The 22,082-nt window shown below is 60.0% G+C and carries 16 protein-coding genes; 2 read left to right on the top strand and 14 right to left on the bottom strand.

Going from position 1 to position 22,082, the window contains the following annotated elements; translation table 11 throughout:
• Position 1: 1 nt before the first annotated feature.
• On the bottom strand, positions 2–1,285 hold the full coding sequence (locus AB4Y36_RS23005; protein WP_368684248.1) for an MFS transporter: 1,284 nt from the start codon (positions 1,283–1,285) through the stop codon (positions 2–4).
• 188 nt (positions 1,286–1,473) lie between these two features.
• On the opposite strand from AB4Y36_RS23005, the gene AB4Y36_RS23000 reads away from it, so the two are divergent.
• Entirely contained in the window at positions 1,474–2,259 is a 786-nt protein-coding gene (locus AB4Y36_RS23000) for an IclR family transcriptional regulator (RefSeq protein ID WP_368684175.1), read from the top strand.
• Positions 2,260–2,370: 111 nt separating this feature from the next.
• Here the strand turns inward: AB4Y36_RS23000 and AB4Y36_RS22995 are convergent, their stop codons facing one another.
• The 6 genes from AB4Y36_RS22995 to AB4Y36_RS22970 all read right to left on the bottom strand — a co-directional run bounded on the left by AB4Y36_RS22995 (position 2,371) and on the right by AB4Y36_RS22970 (position 9,835).
• Complete coding sequence (locus AB4Y36_RS22995) at positions 2,371–3,015, bottom strand: DUF429 domain-containing protein (protein WP_368684174.1); 645 nt, start codon at positions 3,013–3,015, stop codon at positions 2,371–2,373.
• Between the two features lie 71 nt (positions 3,016–3,086).
• Positions 3,087–3,839, bottom strand: a complete 753-nt coding sequence (locus tag AB4Y36_RS22990; protein WP_342946058.1) for an H-NS family nucleoid-associated regulatory protein — start codon at positions 3,837–3,839, stop codon at positions 3,087–3,089.
• Between the two features lie 175 nt (positions 3,840–4,014).
• Positions 4,015–5,034 (bottom strand): LacI family DNA-binding transcriptional regulator, encoded by a 1,020-nt coding sequence (locus tag AB4Y36_RS22985; protein WP_368617925.1) that lies wholly within the window; start codon positions 5,032–5,034, stop codon positions 4,015–4,017.
• A 125-nt stretch (positions 5,035–5,159) separates the two neighbouring features.
• Positions 5,160–6,584: an alpha-glucosidase/alpha-galactosidase gene (locus AB4Y36_RS22980; RefSeq protein WP_368684173.1), complete on the bottom strand. Its 1,425-nt coding sequence runs from the start codon at positions 6,582–6,584 to the stop codon at positions 5,160–5,162.
• Positions 6,585–6,590: 6 nt separating this feature from the next.
• On the bottom strand, positions 6,591–7,970 hold the full coding sequence (locus tag AB4Y36_RS22975) for a sugar ABC transporter substrate-binding protein (RefSeq protein WP_368684172.1): 1,380 nt from the start codon (positions 7,968–7,970) through the stop codon (positions 6,591–6,593).
• A complete protein-coding gene (locus AB4Y36_RS22970) occupies positions 7,967–9,835 on the bottom strand; it encodes an ABC transporter permease subunit (RefSeq protein WP_368684171.1) in 1,869 nt (622 codons plus the stop codon). Before AB4Y36_RS22970 ends, AB4Y36_RS22975 begins: the two co-directional genes overlap by 4 nt.
• Before the next feature lie 458 nt (positions 9,836–10,293).
• Between AB4Y36_RS22970 and AB4Y36_RS22965 the strand changes: the two genes are divergently transcribed.
• On the top strand, positions 10,294–11,016 hold the full coding sequence (locus AB4Y36_RS22965) for an enoyl-CoA hydratase/isomerase family protein (protein WP_368617921.1): 723 nt from the start codon (positions 10,294–10,296) through the stop codon (positions 11,014–11,016).
• A 61-nt stretch (positions 11,017–11,077) separates the two neighbouring features.
• Here AB4Y36_RS22965 and AB4Y36_RS22960 read toward each other — a convergent pair whose 3' ends face one another.
• From AB4Y36_RS22960 to AB4Y36_RS22930, 7 genes are all read right to left on the bottom strand, one after another.
• Positions 11,078–11,830, bottom strand: a complete 753-nt coding sequence (locus AB4Y36_RS22960) for a phosphate/phosphite/phosphonate ABC transporter substrate-binding protein (RefSeq protein ID WP_368684170.1) — start codon at positions 11,828–11,830, stop codon at positions 11,078–11,080.
• Positions 11,831–11,939: 109 nt separating this feature from the next.
• Positions 11,940–13,952: an FUSC family protein gene (locus tag AB4Y36_RS22955; protein ID WP_368684169.1), complete on the bottom strand. Its 2,013-nt coding sequence runs from the start codon at positions 13,950–13,952 to the stop codon at positions 11,940–11,942.
• A 158-nt stretch (positions 13,953–14,110) separates the two neighbouring features.
• Positions 14,111–15,616, bottom strand: coding sequence for a class II fumarate hydratase (locus AB4Y36_RS22950; protein WP_368684168.1), 1,506 nt, complete (start codon positions 15,614–15,616; stop codon positions 14,111–14,113).
• 359 nt (positions 15,617–15,975) lie between these two features.
• Positions 15,976–16,782, bottom strand: a complete 807-nt coding sequence (locus AB4Y36_RS22945; protein WP_368684247.1) for an alpha/beta fold hydrolase — start codon at positions 16,780–16,782, stop codon at positions 15,976–15,978.
• Positions 16,783–17,046: 264 nt separating this feature from the next.
• Positions 17,047–18,477, bottom strand: a complete 1,431-nt coding sequence (locus AB4Y36_RS22940) for an NAD-dependent succinate-semialdehyde dehydrogenase (protein ID WP_368684167.1) — start codon at positions 18,475–18,477, stop codon at positions 17,047–17,049.
• Between the two features lie 151 nt (positions 18,478–18,628).
• Complete coding sequence (locus AB4Y36_RS22935) at positions 18,629–20,176, bottom strand: ATP-binding protein (RefSeq protein WP_368684166.1); 1,548 nt, start codon at positions 20,174–20,176, stop codon at positions 18,629–18,631.
• A 51-nt stretch (positions 20,177–20,227) separates the two neighbouring features.
• Complete coding sequence (locus AB4Y36_RS22930) at positions 20,228–21,640, bottom strand: winged helix-turn-helix domain-containing protein (RefSeq protein WP_368684165.1); 1,413 nt, start codon at positions 21,638–21,640, stop codon at positions 20,228–20,230.
• Between the last annotated feature and the right edge of the window lie 442 nt (positions 21,641–22,082).

The raw sequence follows: 22,082 nt of genomic DNA, 5'->3' as shown, positions 1-22,082 counted from the left end.
GTCAGTGTGCAGAAGAGCGTTCGAGGACCGTGTCCTTGGTTTCCCGGGACATTGCGATCATCAGGAAGGAGATCAGGTTCAGCGAGCCGCAGACCGCTACGATGGCCCACGGGGAACCGTGAAAGGCATTGAGCAGCGCCACGGCGACGATAGGCATCGGGCCGCCGGTGAGCAGGTTGGCTCCCGAATACGACAGTGCGGACCCTGTGTAGCGCGCCTCGGTCGGGAATGACTCGGCGAACCAGACTGGCTGGATGCCGCTCTGGAACTGTGTAAAGCCGAGGAACGCGCCCATGACTGCCATCGTCATCGCGATCGAGTTGTGGTTGAGGATTGGAAAGTAAATCAGGCAGCAGATCAGCGTGCAGGCCGAACCGATCATCAGCGCACGTTTGCGTCCGATCCGATCGCTCAGATAGCCGCCCGCCAGCGCGCCCACGATGGCGCAGACATTCGCCACCATCAACAGCATGAAACCGGTCTGCTTAGGCACGCCGAGGTGTTTCGTCAGGTAGCTGAGCGAGAAGACCACGATCAGATAAAACAGCGCGGCCGGGCCGCAGAAGAACAGCGTCAGGCGCAGCGCGGTGCGCCAGTGATATTTGAAGACCGTGCCGAGCGGATTGGCGGCGCGTGTGGATGCGCCAGTCCTCTTGAGCACCTCGAACGCCGGTGTCTCGCTCACCTTCCTGCGGATGTAGATGCCGAGCAGCACCAGAACGAAGCTCGCGAGAAACGGCACTCGCCAGCCCCAGGTATCGAAGTCGTCCGATGAAAGCAACGCGGCCAGCGTAAAGAGCGAAAAGTTGGCGAGAATCTGGCTGAGTGGCGAACAAATGCCAAGCAGACCTGAATACCAGCCGCGTCGGTTGGCAGAGGCATGCTCCACCGCCATCAATTGCGCGCCCGTCGATTCGCCGCCAAGCGCGAAACCTTGAATGATGCGCAGCGACACCAGCAGTGTCGGCGCGAGGATGCCAACCTGGTGGTAAGTGGGCAGCAAGCCCATCAGGAACGACGACGCGCCCATCACCGATACGGTGATCAGCATCAGTTTGCGGCGTCCCCAACGGTCACCGAGCATCCCGCAGATCACCGCGCCGAGCGGGCGGGCCGCCAATCCAGCCCAGAAGCTCGCCAGCGACGCGAGCAGCGCAGCAGTCGGGTCGAGCGACGGAAAAAACAGCTTGGGAAAGATCGTGGCCGCGACGACGCCATACAGCGCAAAGTCGAACCATTCGAGCGCTGTACCGACGGTTGCCCCCGCTACTGCCCGACGCGCCATCAAGTGAGCTTGCGCGGACCGCCCTTCCCCGGCGAGGTCCGAATCAGCAAAAAATGACATGTTGTCTCCTGGATTCTCGATATGGCGAAGCGTTCGTTTCTGGCGACGAACAGGTGCTATTGTTTGCGCTGGACAGGCGGGGCGTTCCGCACCGGAACTCCATTTCATAATATGGAAGTTGGCCAAAAATGTCGCTTAGAAACGGCCTGAGAATTCTCGATCTGCTGGCGTCGCAAGGCGAAGGTGCAGGCCTCGCGGCTATTGCCGATGCCTTGTCTCTGCCGCGCAGCACCTGCCACCGCCTGCTCGCCGAACTCATCGAAAGCGGGTATGTCAGGCAGCGGGTCGATCACAGCCGCTACATCCTTACCATGCGCATGACGTCGAACGGACTCGAATTCCTGAGCCTCACGGGCATCGCGGACATCGCCCAGCCGATCATCGAACGCGTCGCTGCCCAGACAGGCGAACTCGCGCGACTGTCGCTGGTGGATGGCGAAGCGATCATCTGGGTCGGGAAGGCGGACGGACAGCGCACCGGCTTCCGCTACGATCCCGACATGGGCCAGGCGGCACGACTTTCATGCACGTCGACCGGACATGCATGGCTCATGACGATGACCGATGAACAGGCGGCCTCGCTGGTCTTGAAGCAAGGCTTCGGACAGCCGAATGAGTTCGGACCCAACGCGCCGACGACACTAAAAGCGCTGTTGGGTTTCGTGCATGCTGCGCGCGTGCGTGGCTACGCGATGATCGACGAGGTGTTTGCCCCGCGTATGTCGGCAGTGGCGGCGCCCGTGGTGAACGGTTCGCGCTGCGTCGGCGTCATCAGTGTTGCCGGTCCCCGGGTACGGCTAACGACCGGGAAGATTCACGAGTACTCTGGACTGCTACTCGAGGCGGCCAATGAACTGGCCCAGTTGAGCAATATGGCGGGATTCTCACGTCGGCCGCCGCTCGGAAAGGGATGAGGGTGCAGAATCCAGTCAATAGCTGTGATTGCCCTTGTGACAACTGCAGTGGCACATAACGCACGGCAAGCCAACTGCAACGCGTTCCCGCACGGCGGCGCGGTTTCAGCGTCAATACGTGTTCAAGGCCAGTGGAATCGGAACATGAATGTAACCACCTTTCACGTCGCCGTAAGCATATGTGCGCCCCTCAACCAGGTATCTCGCGGTCAGCGCACACAGCGCGGCATCGAAGTCGTCAATCGATTTCAAGCCAGAGGCGTCGATCATAGCGCTTTCCAGTACTTCTGGCCGTTGCCGGCGCTTCTCCTTCGCAGACGTCCCATCCTTGCCGCGGAGAGCGCAAGTCACAGCATGAGGAAATGTTTCGAAGCTAACACGCCCGCCCTGGAAATCGCGAGATGACAGTAGCGGATAGTCGGAAGAAAAGACTTGGTAAATGGCTTCTCCGTTGAACATCCACCGGTAGAAGCGCCCAGGATTCTCATCGGCCCGTTGTCGGGTTGGCGTGGCGAAGGAAAAGATGCGTTGCCGCGCAAGTTCCCGTTCCGCACGCCGCCCTTTATGTTCGATACCCCATTGGCATGGAGCATCGATCCCGACGGCCTGCACGCCGTACTCGAGGCAGGCTCGCAGCATCTCCTGCGGGGTTATGGTATCGGCAGGCCGGAAAGCTCGACTGCCCTCCAGAATGACCAGATGGCAGCCCTTCTTGTCACCGCCCACGTCGATGCCAGCAACCGTCCGTGTGTTCAAGCGGTCCCCGCCACGAGTAACAAGCGCTGAACCGGGCCGGAAGCAGGCTTCCGGAGCCCGGTGTGCGCAACTCAGGCCGCAGCGGCCGTGCTCACAGCTTCAGTGCCCGCCGCAGGCGCGGCAACTTCGACGGGCGCCGTTGATTTCACCACAAGCTTCGGCGCACGGGCCTTGCGGACGGCCGGCGATTTCGCCGCTGCGCCGTTCTTCGGCGCAGCTTTGCGTGCCGGCGAAGATACCTTCTTGACAGCAGCCTTTTTCGATGCAGCGTTCTTTTTTGCGGCGGCCTTCTTCGCTGCCGGCGCCTTGGCTGTCTTCACTACAGGCTCGGCCTTTTCAATCAAAAACTTCGACCGGTCCTTCGCGCCAGCGAGCCATGCCGGTGCGATGCCACGACCGGACCACGTCGCGCCGGTTTTCGGGTCGCGATATTTTGGCGGTTGCGGCCCGCGCACGTAGTTACCTGCCTTGGGCGCCTTCACTGCAGCAGCCGGTTTCGGCGCCGCGCCTGCAATCAGGAACTTGCTTCGGTCCTTGGCGTTTGCAATCCACGCGGGAGCACGACCATGGCCGGTCCAGGTCGCGCCAGTTTTGGGATCGCGATATTTCGCTGCCGACGAGCCCTGCTTCGCGACAACGGCCTTTCCCGGCTTGCGGCCGCGCCGCTTGCCGACAAATGCCTCGATGTCGGCAACCGTCACGGCATGCCTTTCCATCAGGCCGCGAATCTTCTCGAGTACCGCCGACGATTTCGTCGTTACCAGCGATTCTGCCTGAGCCTGCAGCTTTGCGATTCTTGCCTGAATCGATTGGAGCGTAGCCATTCGTGGATTTCCTTTGATAAGTTAGTTTTTTCCACTATGCCACATCGAACGACGAATACAACATTTGGTGTCGAATTAGTTTGCGCGAGGCACTGAGAAACATTACTTTCTATTTCAAAATCGGTAAGTCGTCTGACTTCCAGTCAGGAAACGCGAGTAAAAGCCATGTCAGCGGCTACGCCTGTCTGATTGCGCTGCCGCAAGACTCACGCACGATGAGCGGAACCGCCATCATCGAATGCAACTCGTCGGGTCGTTCGCCAGCCATAAGGCGTACCAGCAGGTTAGACGCCTCGCATGCCTGCTCATAAGGCAAGGTCCGCATCGTCGTCAGTGGCGGAGTCGCAAAAGCGGCCAGCGGAATATCGTCATAGCCGACGACTGCAACGTCATCGGGGATGCGCAAGCCAGCCTTGCGCAATGCGGCCATTGCACCGAATGCGACGGTGTCGTTGCCTGCAAACAGTGCGGTGAAAGACGGACCGTGCTCGAGCATCGCGTTCATGGCGTCGTAACCGCTTTGCGCATTGAAGTTCGCGAATCCGACACGCTCGGCTTCCACGCCGAGACCAAACTCCCGCAAGGCGTCGCGATAGCCGTAGAGGCGCTCCGTGACCCCGTGGTACTCGTCGGATGCAAACCCGAGATAGGCGACTCGCTTGTGCCCGAGCGCGAGAAGATGCCGCGTTGCGACGCGCGACGCTTCGCGCATGTCGACGTCGATGCTATAGAGGTTCGCGTGTTCGTCGAGCTTCGATCCGAAGACCACAAGCGGAAAGCCTTCGGACGCGAGACGCACAAGGTGTACGTCGTCGGAGCGCGGCGTGTTGATGGCAATGAGTCCGTCGATACGGCGGCTGTCGACCAGTTCGAGGAAGCCGCCCGCTGCACGCCCCGTCTCGATGATCGGCTCGAATATCACCTTGTATCCGTGAGCGTGACAGGTGTCGTTTACTCCCGCAAGCATGCGCGGAATGAAGGCATCGACCTTCAGGTGTTCGCTATGCGGCGTCACGAGCGCCACGGTGCGGGTTGCGCCGCTCACCAGCGAACGCGCAGCCGCGTTTGGCACATAGCCCAACTGACGGGCAGCGTTCAGCACGCGCTCCCGCGTCTCTTCGCTGATGCCCATATGCGGGACATCGTTGAGCACAAACGAGACCGTCGTGCGCGAGACGCCCGCAAGCTTTGCCACCTGGCTGCTCGTGACTCTCGTTGTGGTGATCTTTCGGCTCATTTTTTATATTCACAACCGACGCGGCGCGTCATACCTGCGTAAGCGTGAATGCGTTGCGCTGAACTTGCGCATCGGCTCCCGGTTCAGGCATGCATGCGCTTCGACAGACTCTCGGGAAGCCAGTCGCGATGCGCGTCGAGCAAATCATCGACTAGCGCCACGATCTGGTCGACATCCAGTTCCGCCGCCGTATGCGGGTCCAGCATCGCGGCATGGTAAACGTGATCGCGGCGTCCCGTGAGCGCAGCCTCGACGGTCAACTCCTGCACGCCGATATTCGTGCGCATCAGTGCAGCAAGCTGGGGCGGCAAGGCCCCGATATGGGTCGGCTGCACGCCATTCGCATCAACCAGGCAGGGGACCTCGACGCAACATCCTTGCGGCAAGTTATCGATGAGCGCAGCGTTGGGTACGTTGCCATAGACAACGTTGCGCGTGCCGGACTCAATCGAGTGGATAATTGTCGCCCCGAATTCCTGCGAGCGCGTAATCGTGCGTAGACCTTCGAGACTCGCTACCGCACCGTCATGACGCTTGTCCATGACCTTGAACCCATGCTCGAGTAACACGGCTCGCAAGCCCTCTGGATCCTGCGACCCAGGCTCACGAAGTTCCCTTTCCATGAACTCCCTTGAAGCCTCATAGACCTGGCAGCGGCCGAGGTATTCGTCCACAGGGATATTGAACCTGTCGAGCAGGTCTTCGCGTCCGCGCTTGATGAACCAGGGCACATACTCGCTAAAATGTTCGCTCGATTCCGTCGGGAAATAGCCGAGCCGATGGAGCATCTCGTATCGGACGCGATTCGTGTCGGGAACACGCCCCTGCGTCCGCACCCGATGCAGCTCGGGATAGAGATCTTCGCCGCGTCGCCCAAATGTCAGGAAGAACGCCATGTGATTGATGCCGGCGCACGTGTATCGGATCTCATCGAACGGCACGCCAATGTCCTTCGCGAGTTCCGCCGCTGTGGCCTGCACACTGTGACATAGCCCGATCGTGCGGATCGACGACGCGCGGTACATCGCCCAACACACGATCGCCATGGGATTCACGTAGTTCAGATGCACGGCATGGGGACAGACGCGCTCCATATCGGCGAGCAATTCGAGCATGACCGGAATGGTCCGCAGCCCTCGCATGATCCCGCCGATGCCGATGGTGTCGCCGATGGTTTGCTCAAGTCCGTACCGTTTCGGGATTTCGAAGTCGGTCACGGTGGCTGGCTGATAGCCGCCAACCTGAATCAGATTCAGCACGTAGTCGGCGCCATCGAACGCGCGTACGCGATCGGCCGTCGCCACAATCTGGGGACTCGCCCGCAGTTGCCCCGCCACCCTGTTCGCAACGAGAGCGGAGAGCTCCAACCGCCGCTCGTCGATATCGTGCAGGGCAATGCTCGCGTCCGCGAGTTCCGGATAGCTGAAAATGTCGCCGAGCAGATTGCGCGCGAATACCGTGCTACCCGCTCCGATCAAGGCGATCTTGACTGGCTGTCTCGATGACATGCACGTCTACTCCGTTGTGTGCCCCTGGATGGGCGCGCGTGACTCCTGGCGTCGCCCGACCTCGTTGACCTTCTCATTCGCCTCTTTGAGCGCTATCGCAGCATCGACGCGGCCCAAAAAGATGGATTCGATGGTCGTATCCATGATCGCGTCGATCTGCGCGGCACCCGTTGCGATGGGAGGCTGGTATGTCGTTGCCTGCCTCATATCGAGGAAGGCCTGCGTATCGATATTGCGTTTTGCATGCACATCGACCGTGATCCTGTCGAGACCCTGTATTGCGGGAAACACCACGCCGTCCTGTGCAACGATCTTCTGGCAAGTCGTGGAAGCCAGAAATCTGACCCACCTCCACGACTCTTCCTTATGGACACTGCCACTCCAGATCGAGTCCGCCAGCCCATTGAACATGGACGCACGACCGGCCGAACCTTTAGGCAGCACCGCATATCCGACCTCGAATTTCGCGTTCTGCGCATACCAGTTGACCATCCACGAGCCGTCGCTCACCATGGCGACCTTTCCTGCGGCAAGCATGGCTGAACTTCCCAGCCTGCTGGCTTCTTCGAAAGGGGCCGAATAGCCCCTCTTCGACAAGCCTACGATCCACTCGAGCGTGCGCGCCAGCCGCGGATCGTCATAGTAGTAGAGAGTGGTCCATGGGCCATCGTTATATTTGAAGCCTTCAGACACCGCAAACGAGCTCCATTCGGTCTGCCCCATCATGCCCCCCGCCCGACCGATCTGATATCCGCGCACCTTGACGTGCTGCGGGTCGAACTGCTTCGAATCCCCACGATTGCCGTTGGTATCGATCGTAAGCCTTGCGATCGCCTTCCCGAAGGTACCGCCATCCAGGTCATTCCATGTCCAGTCTGTGATCGCCGCCGGGGCGATGCCCGCATCCCTGAACATCTGCTTGTTATAGACCAGCGCAACGGTATCCCAGTCCTTCGGCAAGCCGTATTGATGTCCGTTCCTCGACCAGTTCATCAGCAATGCAGGATAGAAGCTGCCAGTCGCGACCTTGTCCCGGTGGATGTACGGAGTCAGATCGACGAGTTGCCCGTTGGTCACCATCTCAGGATATTTCATCAAGTGATTCGCGAACACGTCGGGCGCCGTGCCTGACACGAACTGCGTCGTGAGCACAGTCCAGTAGTCCGACCATCCGACCTGCGAGATCCTGATATGGATTCCGGGGTTTTCTTTCTCGAACTGCGTGGCGCACGACTGATATGCGGGTCGCTGATTCGCGTCCCAGAGGGCATACCTGATCTCGACGCTGCCGGCCGCGTGCGCGACGATCGCCGCAGCCATCGCAGTGAACGCCGCAGTAATCTGCGGGATCGGATGTCGCCCGCTGCGGGGTGAGGGACCCTTCATATGCGCGTCCGGACCGGCCTGTACGATTCGACCACATAACGCCCGAAGGCAATCAGCAAAGCGAGCATCGGAAGCGCGGCCAGACAGGCGGCAGCCATCAGGCCGGTCCAGTCCGGGGCGCCTTGGGGAGCTTGCGACTTGAACGCCTGCAAGGCAACGGTGAGCACCTGCATGTCGTCGGCGTTCGCCACGATGAACGGCCAAAGGAATTCATTCCAGGCGTTAACGGCCGATAGAATCGCGACTGTCGCTATCGGCGCCCGGCTCACCGGAACAACGATGCGCCAGAATATCTTCCAGTACGATGCGCCGTCGAGAAGCGCCGCCTCCTCCAGGTCGCGCGGAATCGATAAAAAAGACTGGCGGAGGAAGAAGATCGCAAACGCCCATACAAGAAAAAACGGCGCCACCATGCCTGCATAGGTGTTGAGCCACCCCAGTTCCTTGATCAGAATAAAGTTCGGGATGAACAGAACGATATTCGGCAACATCAGGGAGACGAGGAACAGCGCAAACAACGGCTCGCGCGCAGGGAAACGCAAGCGCGCGAACGCATAGGCGGCCATGGCGCTGAACACAACCTGACCCACCACTATGAGCCCTGTAAAGATCACCGAATTCAGCAGTGATCTCAGCAAATTGATGTTGCCGCCGGATCCCCCATCGGCAAGAGCGACGTTATCGTTCACCAATCCGAGGGCACGAAGAAAATTCTCCAGCGTGAATGCCGGTGACAACCATCTTCCAGTTGACGTGTACAAGTCAGCGGGCGGTGTAAGCGCAGTGCGCAGGACCATCAAGAGCGGAACCAGCGTCACAGCGATCATCGCCGCGAGCACACACCAGGCAAGCACTCGTCCCGTGCTGATACACACAACACGCGCTGGCGTAGTGACCACGTGGTCGAGCGTACCGAGATCGAAACTTAAATGAGCCAGCTCAGACTCGCTTGCATGAAAAAGGCGCATCTGCACCGCACTATACAAAGCCATGATGGACAGCAATGCGATCGACATGGCGCACGCATAGCCCATCCTGTGGAATTTGAACGCGTTTTCGTAGATGTAGTAGACGATCACGCGCGTCGAGCTGGCCGGGCCGCCATGTGTTGCCACGGCGACCGTATCGAAGATCTGGAACGCACCGGTTATGCTCGTGACAATCACGAACAACATCACAGGCCTCAGCAACGGAACCGTAATGCTGCGAAACAGCTGCCATTCTCCGGCGCCATCCAGTAGTGCCGCTTCGTAAAGACAGCGGGGAATGCGCTGCAGGCCAGCCAGAAACAGCAATGCGACCATGCCTGTATATCGCCAGGTATTGACAGCCGCGACTGTGGCGAGCGCCTCGACCGGCGAGCCGAAAAATGACCGGTTTGCAAAGCCGATTGACTCGAGCATCGCGTTGACCCAGCCGAGCATCGGATCGAGCAGCCATACCCACATCAGTGCGACGAGCACATTGGAGAGAAGAAAAGGCAACAGCACGATCGCGCGTATGGCAATCGCTCCACATAGACGGTCCATCAGTACCGCGAGCAGCAGGCCGATCACTGTCTGCGTCGGTATATTCAGGAAGACGTAGTATGCGGATAGTTCGAGTGCGTGCCAGAAATCACCATCGGCGAGCATAGCGCGATAGTTATCCATTCCGACGGCGCGTGGCGCAGCCATGAGGTTCCAGTCGGTTGTGCTGACCCCTATCGCCCTCACCGTCGGCAACAGATAAAACACGACTAGACCGATCAGCGAAGGCAGAATCAGCATCCACGCCGTGAGCGCTTCCCCGTTGCGCCGCCGCGCGGACGGACGCACGATTGCGATAAGCGACCTACGACCGCCTGTTGCCGGAGCCGTTGCCATGACATTCCTGAGGATCGCAGCGCTAACGCGCGTTAGTTCCGGGTGTAAAAAATGGACGCCTTCGTGCGTCCATGCGTACACTCCCGATCTTGCCGATGAAACCTGATATCAGGCTAGGCAATTCGCCAGAAACATTCAAGTGGGCATACGGCGGTCCGGCTTGCAGTGCGTGATTTGCGAACGTCTTGAAGATGAGATTGCGGCGCGAGGAAGGAAATACCGGCCTCCCACGCGGAAGGCTTCTTCGGCTTGCTGGTGGCTCAGGATTTCAAGGGCAAATGCCCCAAAATCTCCGCTTTCCGGCTCAAAGTGACTTTGCGGTTGAAAATTTACTAACTCGTGTTAGATTGATATTGAGCCTTGCGGAACCGCGGCGCATCGGCGCTGAAATCGTAACACCTCGCATGTTCATATGAATGCGTTGCTCGACGATATGCGATTTAGCATCTGAGGAAACCATGACGACGCTTGCCTTTCAGGCACCCGGATTGCCAACCCGTTTCGACGGCTTCCGCGTCGAATTCAGTCCGAAGAACTCCTGTGCCGAAATCGTGCTCGACCGCTCGCCCTTCAATCTGATGTCCCTCACGCAATGCGAGCAATTGCGTCGCGTGTTCGAGACTCTGGACACTGACTCGGCCGTCCGCGTGATCGTGCTGCGCGGTGCTGGCGAACACTTCTCCAGCGGACACTTCAAGCACGAGTCTATTGACGTCTCTACAGACCATGAGTCGAGGCTTGCGTGGGCGCTAAGTGCACCATCGCGTTGCAGCAAGCCGGTCATTGCCGCGACCAGAGGTTATTGCTTCGGCGCTGCGTTCGAGTTGTCCCTCGCGTGCGACCTGCGGCTAGCCACGGAAACGACACTGTACGGACTTCCGGAGCAAAACGCGGGCCACGGCGTCCGCTTCGAGAGCGTGGCGTCCCTCCGTGACTTGATCGGTACCGGGCGTACAAAGGACATCGTCATGCGCTCGCGGCTTATCTGCGGGGTGCAGGCCTATGACTGGGGCATTGCCACTGAATTCGCGATGGACAGCGAACTCGAAGACGCAACGAATGCATTGGTTGGAGAACTGCTCGAGCTACCGTCCGATCGGCAACGTGCAGCCAAGAAATTATTGAACAGCGTCAATGCCGCACGGTTCTCGCTCGACTTTGCACTTGAGCATCACGGCTAGAAGCGCATAAACGGTTCTGGCTTCAACCGGCCCCACGTGTCACGATTCGTCTTCACGCCAATCAAACCTCATCGTCAGGCAGTTGGCAAACCTGGTGGTAAAAGGTCTGGATATCGGCTAAATAAAACGGCCGGAAGGCCCCGTAGACGTTTTTCCAGTCCGGCATGTAGCTCAAGAGCTGCTCCCGAAATGCCGTCGCGACATCCGCACTGAGATCCTTGCGCACGATAAGGACGGCGGGTACGCAAGAATTATATTCGCCGATGACCTTCGTCGCCTGCACGTTCGCGGGTGTCATCTTCCATACGTCTTCCAGAATCATCGTTGCACGGATGGACTTCGCGACCACTGCGTCGACCCGGTCCTGCCATCCCGCAACCTGCTTGAGTTCGAAGAAGGTTTCAAGCTTCTTTCCTTTCTCGTTCAACATAATGGCAGGCGGAAAGAAACTGGAAGAACAGGACCTGTTCAGGTATCCGTAGGTCGATCCTTCAAGGTCGTCGAGGCTGTTTGCCTGATCGTCGTGACGAACTACAAGCAGCGTGCGTTGAGCGGGTTGACCGGAGAACTTTGACGTTGCGATGACAAGGCCGCGATAGTGCGGATTACCCTTTCGCATCATCACGCAGAAACCCGCCCCTGGAACATACGCCATATTCGGGCTGCCAGCCTCGAGCAGCCGGTTCATCTCCGGAATGTCCGTCGTCACCTCGGCGTTCATGCCTGCCTCCGACAGCAGGCTTGTCCAGGGTTCAGCGGTGACGGGAAAATCCAGATTCTTGTTCAGTAGAAACGTCAGATTCTGCTTTGCCATGGCTAGCACCTTTCCTATGCGAAGACATGAGGCCGAAGTCATTCTATGTGGATCGGCAGAGTAGCGATGACCAAAACGACTGCTTTTTATCGAAATGCACGTATCTCACCTATCTGGAAACGTACGCATTGAAAGCACTTACAAAGTTGAGGATCGCCTGCCCGAGGTCGTCTTCGGCAACGCCGGCCGGTTGAGCCGCCGGTAACTGCCAGGTAGTCCGGGAGGCCAGCGCGTGCAGCAGCTGTACGGTCATCGCATCGTAGCCGTCAGCCCTTTGGCGATCTACTGCGCCGGGGTCTCCTTCCCGCAGGACCTCGAGCACCGCGGCAGCACCGGAAACCGAGCGCAAAGCCACGATGACGTCCCGCAGGTGCTCAAGCCACGCAGATCGCCAACGCCCCTCCAGAAGCAGGCGCTCTCGTGCAGCTTCCAGGCGAGTGCTTGCGAGCCCGGCGTCTCGTTGCAGGTTATCAAGCGTAGCGGCAGAGCCGCCGTCCAGACGCAGCGCGGCTGACGCGAAGCGCATGTTCGCAGAGATCGCGGCGGAAACCGCCGCTGTAAGCGTGTCGCTGCTCCGCTCAGGCCACAAGAGGAAGCTGGCCGCCACGCCCACAAAGGCGCCAATGACCTCATTTACAAAGCGTGCAGCAATCAAGCCGCCCGTCGGGTGAATGAAGTCGGAAACCAGCATGAACATGGGACACAGAAAGATCACGAACAAGCCGTAGCTCACCAGCCTCGAGGCAATGGCCGCGGCGGCAAGCGGCAGAATGGCGAGGAGCATTGCGCCAGGACCCGGCAGCGTCGCCAGAAGTGCCGCGGCAATCAGTCCGCCAATGAGGCTGCCGATTGCTCTCTCCAAAACGCGCAGCCATGTGTTGGAGGAAATCGGTTGCGTCACGATGATTGCGGCCAGCGCGCCCCAATAGGCGAGCGTGACGTTTAGCCAGGTACCAATGGCAAAAGCGATTACCGTCGCAATCGCAACTCTTAGCGCGTGGCGCCAAACCAGCGAGTCCACTAACTGGCGCATATGCGCTGCAGCGACCGGGGACGCCGTGCTGCCGACGACTGAGGCTAACCCACCCTTCGCGAGGCGAACAATGGCGCTTGCCGCAAACGCCACGGCGCGTGCTGCCATGTCGTCCTGACCCGCAGCCTGGCGCACAAGAGCGTTCGACTGCACGCCAACCGCATCGGGAAGCGGACGATCCAGCAGAGCGTGGGCGCTCAGTTCCTGAAGCACCTGCAGCAGTCCTTGCAGCAGGTCGCGCGAATTCGCGTTGAGGGCCGTTTCTGACATGCGCCGAGAGTGACCGATGGCAATCAACGCGGAAAATATTCTAGCCGCCGTATCGATATACGGCCCAAGCCGCGATCCATTGCTGGTGTCGAGGGCCGCCAACGCCCTGCCCCGTTCGATAGACATGCGTACACCCCGGCGGTGCACCGTATCGAACTCCTCCCAACCAGTGACATTCGCGCCTGGGAGCGGATCCAGCACCAGCAAAAAACCCGTCATGATCTCCAGCCTTCCGAAGATCGTCGAAAGCATCAGATTGGCCGATTGCCGGAATGGAATTGGCCAGAGGAAGACACAGAACAGCATGGTCCAGGCGGAGCCGAGCAAAAAATATCCGCCTAATTCGAGCGCGCCGAACAGGGGTCTCGCTAACGCAACCCCAATGACGACGGCAAGCGAGGCAACGAGGCCCGCCTGCGTGGGCATCGGGCCAAGCGCCGGTTTGTAGGATCGCGCCAGTCCGCACAGGAACACCAGGACAAACAACGTGACGAGACTTGCGAAATAGCCCCAACTCGCTGCGTAGGCAGAGAGCGGCATGGCGATGCCGCCGAGGATCGTGAAGGTGCCCATCGCTTTGAGGCGCGCGGCTTTCTCCCCTTGGGGATCGCACAGGCAGTTCCAGAAAGCCGCAACGGCGCCAAGCGCAACCTCAGGTCGTGCCAGCAGCACTGCCGCGGCCAGCATCGGCGCCATCGCCACGGCGGCGCGCACGCCCTCCGCAATTGCCACTCGCTCGGGCGTGACGGCGAAGACATGACCTTCAGCCCTGAAAGTCCGGCGACTGACGATAGATACCAGCCTGGCAAGGTTGTCCATAACACCGTCATGCTCAATTATCGCCAAGAAGGCGCAGCCTGGCGCGCTCGAGCGCTTTCGAAGCGCACTTAGCGCAGCACGAAAATCCGGGCGATCCGCGTGCGCCTGCAGCAGCCAGGTGGCGTTTGGATCCAGCAGATGTTACTCGCGATCGGCAGTCATTGATGCGCAACGTACGGTCTGACCATCTTCTTGGGATCGACGATCTGGTCAAATTGCGCTTCCGTCACATAGCCGAGTTTCAAGGCTGCCTGCTTGAGCGTGAGATCGTTATCGTATGCGTAGTGCGCGATCTTCGACGATTTATCATAGCCGATAACCGGCGAAAGCGCCGTTACGAGCATCAACGAACGATCGACATCTTCCTGGATTTTCTTCAGATTCGGCTTCGTGCCTTCCACCAGAAACTTCCGAAAGTTCGTGCACGAGTCGCTCACGATAGCGATGGAGTGCATGATGTCGAAGATGATCAGCGGCTTGTAGACGTTCATCTCCAGATAGCCGCTCGCGCCGCCGATACCCGTTGCCACATCGTCGCCGATCACTTGCGTTGCGACCATCGCGAGCGCCTCGGCCTGCGTAGGGTTGACCTTGCCAGGCATGATCGACGAACCCGGCTCGTTCTCAGGAATGATCAGTTCTGCGAATCCGGCGCGAGGCCCACAGGACATCAGCCGAATGTCGTTGGCGATCTTGTAGAGCGAACATGCGAGCGTGCGCATCGTGCCGGACAAATGGATGAGCGCATCGTGCGCGCCTTGCACGGTGAACTTGTTCGGGGCTGTGACGAACGGAAGATTCGTCAAGAGGGCAATCTCGGCAGCGGCTGCGCCTGCGAATTCAGGCGTGGAATTCAGGCCTGTGCCGACCGCCGTGCCGCCGAGCGCAAGGCGATAGACACCTTTTAGCGCGTCGTCGAGTCGCTCCAGGTTATCGGTGAGCATGCCCTCGTAGCCAGACCACTCCTGTCCCAGAGTGATCGGAGTCGCGTCCTGCATATGGGTCCGCCCGATCTTGACTATGTCCTTCCAGGCAATCGCTTTCACACCAATCGCGTCGCGCAAGGCGGTAACCGTCGGCGCGAGCCGCTCCTTGACGTTGATTGCCGCTGCCATGTACATGGCGCTCGGAAACGAGTCGTTCGACGATTGTGACATGTTCACATGATCGTTCGGATGCACGGGTGTCTTGCTGCCGAGCGGTGTGCCGGCTAGTTGACAGCAGCGATTCGATATCACCTCATTGACGTTCATGTTGAACTGCGTACCGCTGCCGGTCATCCATACGTGCAGCGGAAACATGTCGTGATGCTGGCCGGCGAGTATCTCGTCGCATACCTTGACGATGAGATCGTGCTGAACCGCTCCAAGCCGCTGTTCCTTGAAATTGACGTTGGCTGCCGCCTTTTTCAGAATCGCGTAGGTAATGATCATTTCACGCGGAATCAGATCGTCGCCGATGCTGAAATGCTGGAGCGAGCGTTGGGTTTGTGCGCCCCACAGTTTGTCTGCCGGTACATTGACGACGCCAAGACTATCGCTTTCCTCGCGAAAGCCCGCGGCGGGCTCCGGTTGCTCCGCGCCCCCCGCCGATACCCACGTGGAACTGCCACCCACGGCGAGCGATGCGAGGAGCGTCGATTGCATCATTTGTCTGCGGTTCATTTGCTTTCCTTTCAGGGCGCTACCCACCCTCCTGAGGAAAGTATCTGACGGTTTCGCGCGTCGATCTTCCTGAAACGCACTGGAATTCAAGGTCGATCGCTACGCTGGAGTCGAACCGGCCATGCGAATGTGACAAGGGCCGCCGCGACCCCGATCACAAACCGGATTCGCAGCGGCCCCTGTCAGCCATGATGCATCAATGACTGTCGAAGTCGGCCGAGAGGCTCACATCGCGTTGGCTTTCGATATCCCTCGCGAGCTTCTGCAGGCAATCGACAGATCCGAACCGTTCATTGCGCGAATTGATGGGATAGATGCTGCGCCACGCGACGCATTCGCACAATCGAGGAAAGCGTGGATCAGCCTTGCAAGAAGGCGAGCAGATCGGCATTGACCTTGTCGGCCTCCGTCGTGCACATGCCGTGCGCCCCACCCGGATAAACCTTCAGGGTTGCATTCTTCACGATTTTCGCCGTCATCCGCCCTGCAACGTCGACCGGCACGAGTTGGTCGTCGTCGCCGTGAAGGACCAGCGTCGGCACATCGAACTTCTTCAGGTCCCCGGTGTAATCCACCTCGAACTGCTTGACGCATTGATATTGTGCAAGGATCGACCCGCCCATCGCCTCGCGCCAGAATTCGTCGATGGTGCCTTGCTCGACTTTTGCATTGGGCCGGTTGAAGCCGTAAAAAGGCAGCGCCAGGTTCTTGAAGAACACGGACCGGTTGCCGGTCAGGTTCTTGCGGATGCCGTCGAATGCGGATTCAGGCAAGCCGTCCGGATTGTTGTCGGTCTTGACCATGTATGGCACGACGGCGCTGATCAGCACGGCCTTGGCCACCCGCGACGATCCGTGGCGCCCAATATAGCGTGCAACCTCGCCGCCGCCCATCGAGTGGCCAACGAGCGCCGCCCCCTTCAGGTCGAGTGCGTTGATCACGGTTGCGAGATCGTCGGCGTAGGTGTCCACGTCGTTGCCCGACGCGGACTGGCCAGAGCGCCCGTGGCCGCGGCGATCGTGCGCGACGACGCGGTAGCCGTTGTGCACGAGGAACAGCATCTGGGCATCCCATGCGTCCGCGTCGAGCGGCCAGCCATGCGAAAGCACCACCGGCTTGCCGCTGCCCCAATCCTTGAAGAAAATTCGCGTGCCGTCTTTGGCCATGACCAAGTCGGCGGCATGGCGGGAAGCGGTGTGCGTGTGCCCGTTTCCAACGGTCGCTTCTGCCATGGCAACGGCCGGCGCCGCGATTGCCGCGACTGCCGCGCCCGCTCCGGCGGTCAACACGTACCGGCGATCCGATGAATGGTTTGCGCTTGATGTAGCCACGATTTCCCCTTTTCTTCAGGACGATGGTTGAAGCAACCAACACACCATCATGGTATCGAGGCAAACGTTATCGTTCTTTCGGTAACGCACGCATTTTATTCACGGCACCTTCTTGACCCAGACGCCCTGCGCATTGACGAATTCGCGCAAACCGAAATGCGAGAGCTCCCGACCGTACCCACTCTTTTTCACGCCCCCCACCGGAACGCGCGGATTCGAAGCGCTGAACCCATTCACGAACACGCCCCCGGTTTCAAGCCGCCTTGCGATCTCACTCGCCTTCGCCGTATCCGACGTCCACAGATTGCCGCTCAGCCCGTAGTCGCTCATATTGGCAAGACGGATCGCATCCTCCAGATCGTCCGCCACCGTGAGCGCGGCGACGGGTCCGAAAATCTCCTCGTCGAACGCGGCCATTCCCGGCGCGACATCGCCCAGCACCGTGGGTTCGTAGAAAAAACCCGGGCCTTCGATCATCTTCCCGCCGAGCAGCACTGTCGCGCCGCTCGCTATCGTTCTGACGACCTGGTCGTGCACGCCGTCACGAAGATCGCTGCGTGCGATCGGTCCGATCGTCGTGGCGGGGTCGAGTGGATTGCCGGTCTTGACTTTTGACGCCGCGGCGACGTATTTGCGTGTGAATGCTTCCGCGATCGGCCGCTCCAGGATAAAGCGCTTCGCGGCGAGGCACACCTGCCCCGCGTTCTGGAAACGCGCCTCGATGCCGACTTCCACTGCGCGGTCTAGATCGGCGTCGGCGAGCACGATGAACGCATCTGCGCCACCGAGTTCGAGGAGACTCTTCTTGATCGCCTTGCCCGCGATCGACGCCACCGCGGAACCGGCCCGCATGCCGCCCGTCACCGTCACGGCCGAGGTGCGCGGGTCCTCGATGACCCGCGCCACCATCTCGTTGCCTACGTGAAGGATGCCGAACGTCCCCTTCGGAAATCCGCTCGCCTCGAAGGCTTGCTGAAGCGCATACGCGCAGCCCATGACGTTCGGCGCGTGCTTCAGGACAAACCCGTTGCCCGACAACATGATGGGCGCCGCTGCGCGCATGACCTGCCAGTACGGGAAGTTCCACGGCATCACGCCGAGCACGGTGCCGATCGGCAGAAAGGACACGTACACGCAATCGCCGTTATCCACGGGCGCGGGCTCGTCGGCCAGCATTGCGGGACCGTGTTCGCTGAACCAGTCCACCGCCGCCGCGCACTTTTCGACCTCGGCACGAGCGGCGCCGATCGTCTTGCCCATCTCGCTCGTGGCCAGCAGCGCCAGCGGCTCGATTCTTTCACGCAGTGTCGTTGCGAGCCGCCGGTAGCAGCTGACGCGTTCCGTCATCGCCGTGGCGCGCCAGCTTCTCGCGGCAGCCGCGTTGTCCGCCAGCATCTGCTCGACTTCGTGTGGCCGCTGAAGCGGGTAGGTCATGATGACCTCACCCGTTGCCGGGTTGCGCGATACCGATGCATCCTCCAGTGCCACCACGTCACTCTTCATCGCCGTCTCCACGATAATGTTGAACACGCAACTTTTTCCGCTTGCCGATCCTGTTCACGCATACGCGCGTCCGCCCAGGCGTGCCACGCTTCCGGCCCAGAGAATGTTACGTCCGGCGTTTTGCTGGCGCTTTCCAAAGCGCACGGGGAAGTGCGCAAGCGCCCGATACACCCTTCGTTCAAGGAGTTTGCGTGACAGGCAGCATGAATTCGAACGCCGCACCGGGCTCTTCCATCGACAACAATGCCAGAGCGCCGTTGTGTGCCTCAATGATCGACCGACAGACCGAAAGCCCCATGCCAAGGCCTTCGTCCTTGGTCGAAAAGAATGGCTCGAACAGGCGCTCCCTGGCGTCGGGGGCGACGCCCGGGCCGTTGTCACGCACGACCACGCGCAGTTGACCCGTGTTAACCGCCTCTGCCGAAACGGTAATTATCCGAATCTGCGAATGAGTTGCTTCGAGTGACTCGATGGCATTCAGAATGAGATTGATAAGGACTTGCTGGATCTGCACGCGATCGCCCGAGACTGCTGGCAGTGCGTGCGAGACGGCGTATTCGATCGCTATGTGTCTCGTGTGAAGATCGCGGGCGAGCAACGTCAACGTCTCTTCGATGATCTCAGTAATCGAAAATCGGGCCTTCTGCGGCATTCCGTTCTTTGACAGCCGGCGTATTCGCGTAATGACGTCCCTCGCGCGAGTGGCATCGCGGATAATTCTGTTCATGGCGATGCTTGCCTCGTCGACATCCGGTGGTTCGCGGTGCAGCCAGTGCAATGCGGCGGTACCGTAGGTCACGATGGCGGAAAGAGGCTGATTCACTTCATGCACGATAGACGACGTAACCTTTCCGAGCGCATGCACCCGCGCCAGATGCGCAATCTCCGCTTCGGCGCGGCACAACGCTTCCTTGCGCCGCTCTCGCCCCGTCACGTCCATGCTGCTGCAAAGGTAGAACAGGTCACCGTTTTGGCGTCTTCGCCCCTCGCCAACAGTGCGAAAGTATCGTACTGCATCCTCGTCAACGATTCTGAACTGCACGTCGAAATCCTGTCGCTTCTCTATCGCCTCGGAAATCACCGCTGAAACACGTGTCCTGTCGTCCGAATGGATGGCCTCGAGCGAGCCGCTTATCGTTTGATGTGGTGTCCCTTTTGCGAGGAGTCTAAGCATTGCCCCGATTTTCAAAGAAGGGCATATTTCACCCGTTTCAATATTCCACCACCAACTTTCCGTCTCGCTCAGTCTCTGCACCTGAGCGAGCATGGATTCGATCGCATCCAGCCGCGTTTGCGGGTGTATTGTCTCCCGATTTCCGGGGCGCAAACTCCCGTAGCTTCGCCCGGCTTCAGGTGTGCGGCCGCGTGACGAGCCGATCAATACATCCAGCCACGCGACTAGTTCCGCAAACTGGGCCGGATCGTCATCGCGATCGGTCGCGCCTTCGGTTGAATCTCGTGCGCGCTCGCTTGCGGACGCGGGCTCGCTGATTAGAAGAATCGGTATCTCGTTGCTTGAACTACGCAGCGTCGACACAACGCCGATGCCGGCAATCGTGCCGGGCAGGTTCCGGTTCCATATGATTGCATCGTAGGTTTCAATGGCAGCAAGAAAGATTCGCTTGCGCCCGGTCTCGGCGAATTCCACGCAATGGCCGGCTTTCAGCAACCCAGCCTCGAGATGGCGGGCAACGCGAACATTGTCTACCGCGAGCAGCACATTCATCTTCGCCCCAGCTACCGTCACCCAGGAATGCTCAACAACCAGTCTCAACGCTTATCGGCGGGTTACCAGTTCGAGTTCACCTGCCTCCGCGAGCTTGCGGCGGGCATAATGGCGCGTCGTCTCCAATAGCCGGTAGCGCACCTTCTCGCCGTTCAGTTCGACCGTTACCCATGACTTCTCAACCAGGCTCGCCAGCGCGTCGCTGATTCGAGCCGCCCGAGGTTCCTCGTCGGCAGCAACCGTAATGGCAGAATCGAGGCAAAACGCACCGGCGAACACGCCGAGGCGCCGCAAGACGAGACGCTCGAGTTCAGTCAGCGATTGATGGCCCCAGTCGAGCGTCGCGAGCAAGCTCCTGTGCCGCTGCGCTCCCGTACGCTGACCGCTGCCGAGAGCGATAAAACGGTCGTCGAGCTGAGCCAGCAGTTCGCGAACGCAAAATGCATCGAGACGCGCCGCCGCCAGTCCGATCGCCAGCGGAATGCCATCGAGCCGGCGGCAGATTTCTGCAACCACGGGCGCGTTGTCGTCGCACAGCGCAAAGTCGCTACAGCGAGCCGCGGCGCGCTCCGCGAAGAGCTGGATCGCCGGGTACTGGAGCGCTTCGCTCGCGCCGAGCCCCGCCGATTCGACCGGACTCCCGAGCGGCGCGAGCCGGTACACCTTTTCTCCAGTCGCATGAAGCGGCTCGCGGCACGTGGCGAGAATCCGCATGCGCGGCGCCGCCGAAACCAGGCGCCCTGCGATGGCCGACGCCGCTTCGACGACATGCTCGCAGTTGTCGAGGACGAGCCACTGCGGACGGCTGCGCGAGCAAAGGTATGCCGAGAGCGCCGAGGCGATATCGCTTGAATGCGCAGTCAAGCCAACCGCGGTTGCGATCGCGCACGGCACGAAGCGCGGATCAGGAAGCGCGGAAAGGTCGACGTACCAAACGTCGTAGTGGGACGTTTCAACGATCGATCGGGCGACCGCCAGCGCGATGCTCGTCTTGCCGACGCCGCCCTCGCCCGTGACCGTCATGATGCGCGTGCACGGCAGCCGCGCGAGAATGGCTACGATGTCTGCCGTGCGCCCGAACAGCCGCATGAGGCCCGCGGGCACGTTGTGCGCGGCACCCTGGCGTTCGCGGGGCCGCGGATTGTCTGCAAGCGGCGTCGTCGTCCTGACAGGCGCCACAAACCGATAACCCTGCCCCACGACCGTCGCCAGATAGCATTCACCGAGACTCGTTTCTCCGAGCGCCTTGCGCAAGGCAGCGATTTGAACCTTGAGATTGCCCTCGTCAACAACGGACCTCGGCCAGCCGCGCGCCATCAACTCCTGCCTCGTCACGACTTCGCCGGCACGTTCCACCAGCACCGCCAATAGCTCCAGGGCACGGCTTCCAATCCGCACGCGCGATTCGCCGTCGAGCAGCAGCCGCCGCGCCGGCATGAAAGTAAACGGTCCGAATTCAAACACCGAATCGAAAACTGCTCTCGCGCGGATCGTCCCCTGGTGCATATTCCCCTCAGCAAGCGAGAGCTCACGCGTCACGCCATTAATCGTTAGGATTTCGAAAGCAGGTTGAGCCCAAGGCGCACTCCATTCGGAAGGCGCGCCCGCCACTTCCTCCGCCTGGCACGTAAAGACGATCTCGCTCATGGCGCTACACGGAAAAGATCACGCTGCCATGTTAGGCCGACGCAGCTATGCAGAAGGTGGCCGAAACGTTAATCTTATTTAAGGCGACATCTCAACCTTCTCTCATGGCACTAGCCGGGCAAGTTCGGTCCGGCGAGGCGGCTACGTTAAAAAAATTTAATCTGCGGTCGAAGCCCCGTCCGCGCGCTCCGCGCGATAATAGGTGCTCGAAGCGGCAGGATCCCGGGCGCCCGCCCGCCATGTTTCAGTGGTCTTGTGA

The organism is Paraburkholderia sp. BR10936 (assembly GCF_040965735.1).
GTDB lineage: Bacteria > Pseudomonadota > Gammaproteobacteria > Burkholderiales > Burkholderiaceae > Paraburkholderia > Paraburkholderia nodosa_A.
This window is presented reverse-complemented; position numbering and strand designations above follow the sequence as displayed.

Excerpts from the sequence above, each read along its gene's own strand:
- AB4Y36_RS23005 (WP_368684248.1), bottom strand. The coding sequence starts at position 1,285 with ATGGCGCGTCGGGCAGTAGCGGGGGCAACCGTCGGTACAGCGCTCGAA.
- AB4Y36_RS23000 (WP_368684175.1), top strand. The coding sequence starts at position 1,474 with ATGTCGCTTAGAAACGGCCTGAGAATTCTCGATCTGCTGGCGTCGCAA.
- AB4Y36_RS22990 (WP_342946058.1), bottom strand. The coding sequence starts at position 3,839 with ATGGCTACGCTCCAATCGATTCAGGCAAGAATCGCAAAGCTGCAGGCT.
- AB4Y36_RS22980 (WP_368684173.1), bottom strand. The coding sequence starts at position 6,584 with ATGTCATCGAGACAGCCAGTCAAGATCGCCTTGATCGGAGCGGGTAGC.
- AB4Y36_RS22975 (WP_368684172.1), bottom strand. The coding sequence starts at position 7,970 with ATGAAGGGTCCCTCACCCCGCAGCGGGCGACATCCGATCCCGCAGATT.
- AB4Y36_RS22970 (WP_368684171.1), bottom strand. The coding sequence starts at position 9,835 with ATGGCAACGGCTCCGGCAACAGGCGGTCGTAGGTCGCTTATCGCAATC.
- AB4Y36_RS22965 (WP_368617921.1), top strand. The coding sequence starts at position 10,294 with ATGACGACGCTTGCCTTTCAGGCACCCGGATTGCCAACCCGTTTCGAC.
- AB4Y36_RS22960 (WP_368684170.1), bottom strand. The coding sequence starts at position 11,830 with ATGGCAAAGCAGAATCTGACGTTTCTACTGAACAAGAATCTGGATTTT.
- AB4Y36_RS22955 (WP_368684169.1), bottom strand. The coding sequence starts at position 13,952 with ATGGACAACCTTGCCAGGCTGGTATCTATCGTCAGTCGCCGGACTTTC.
- AB4Y36_RS22950 (WP_368684168.1), bottom strand. The coding sequence starts at position 15,616 with ATGAACCGCAGACAAATGATGCAATCGACGCTCCTCGCATCGCTCGCC.
- AB4Y36_RS22945 (WP_368684247.1), bottom strand. The coding sequence starts at position 16,782 with ATGGCCAAAGACGGCACGCGAATTTTCTTCAAGGATTGGGGCAGCGGC.
- AB4Y36_RS22935 (WP_368684166.1), bottom strand. The coding sequence starts at position 20,176 with ATGAATGTGCTGCTCGCGGTAGACAATGTTCGCGTTGCCCGCCATCTC.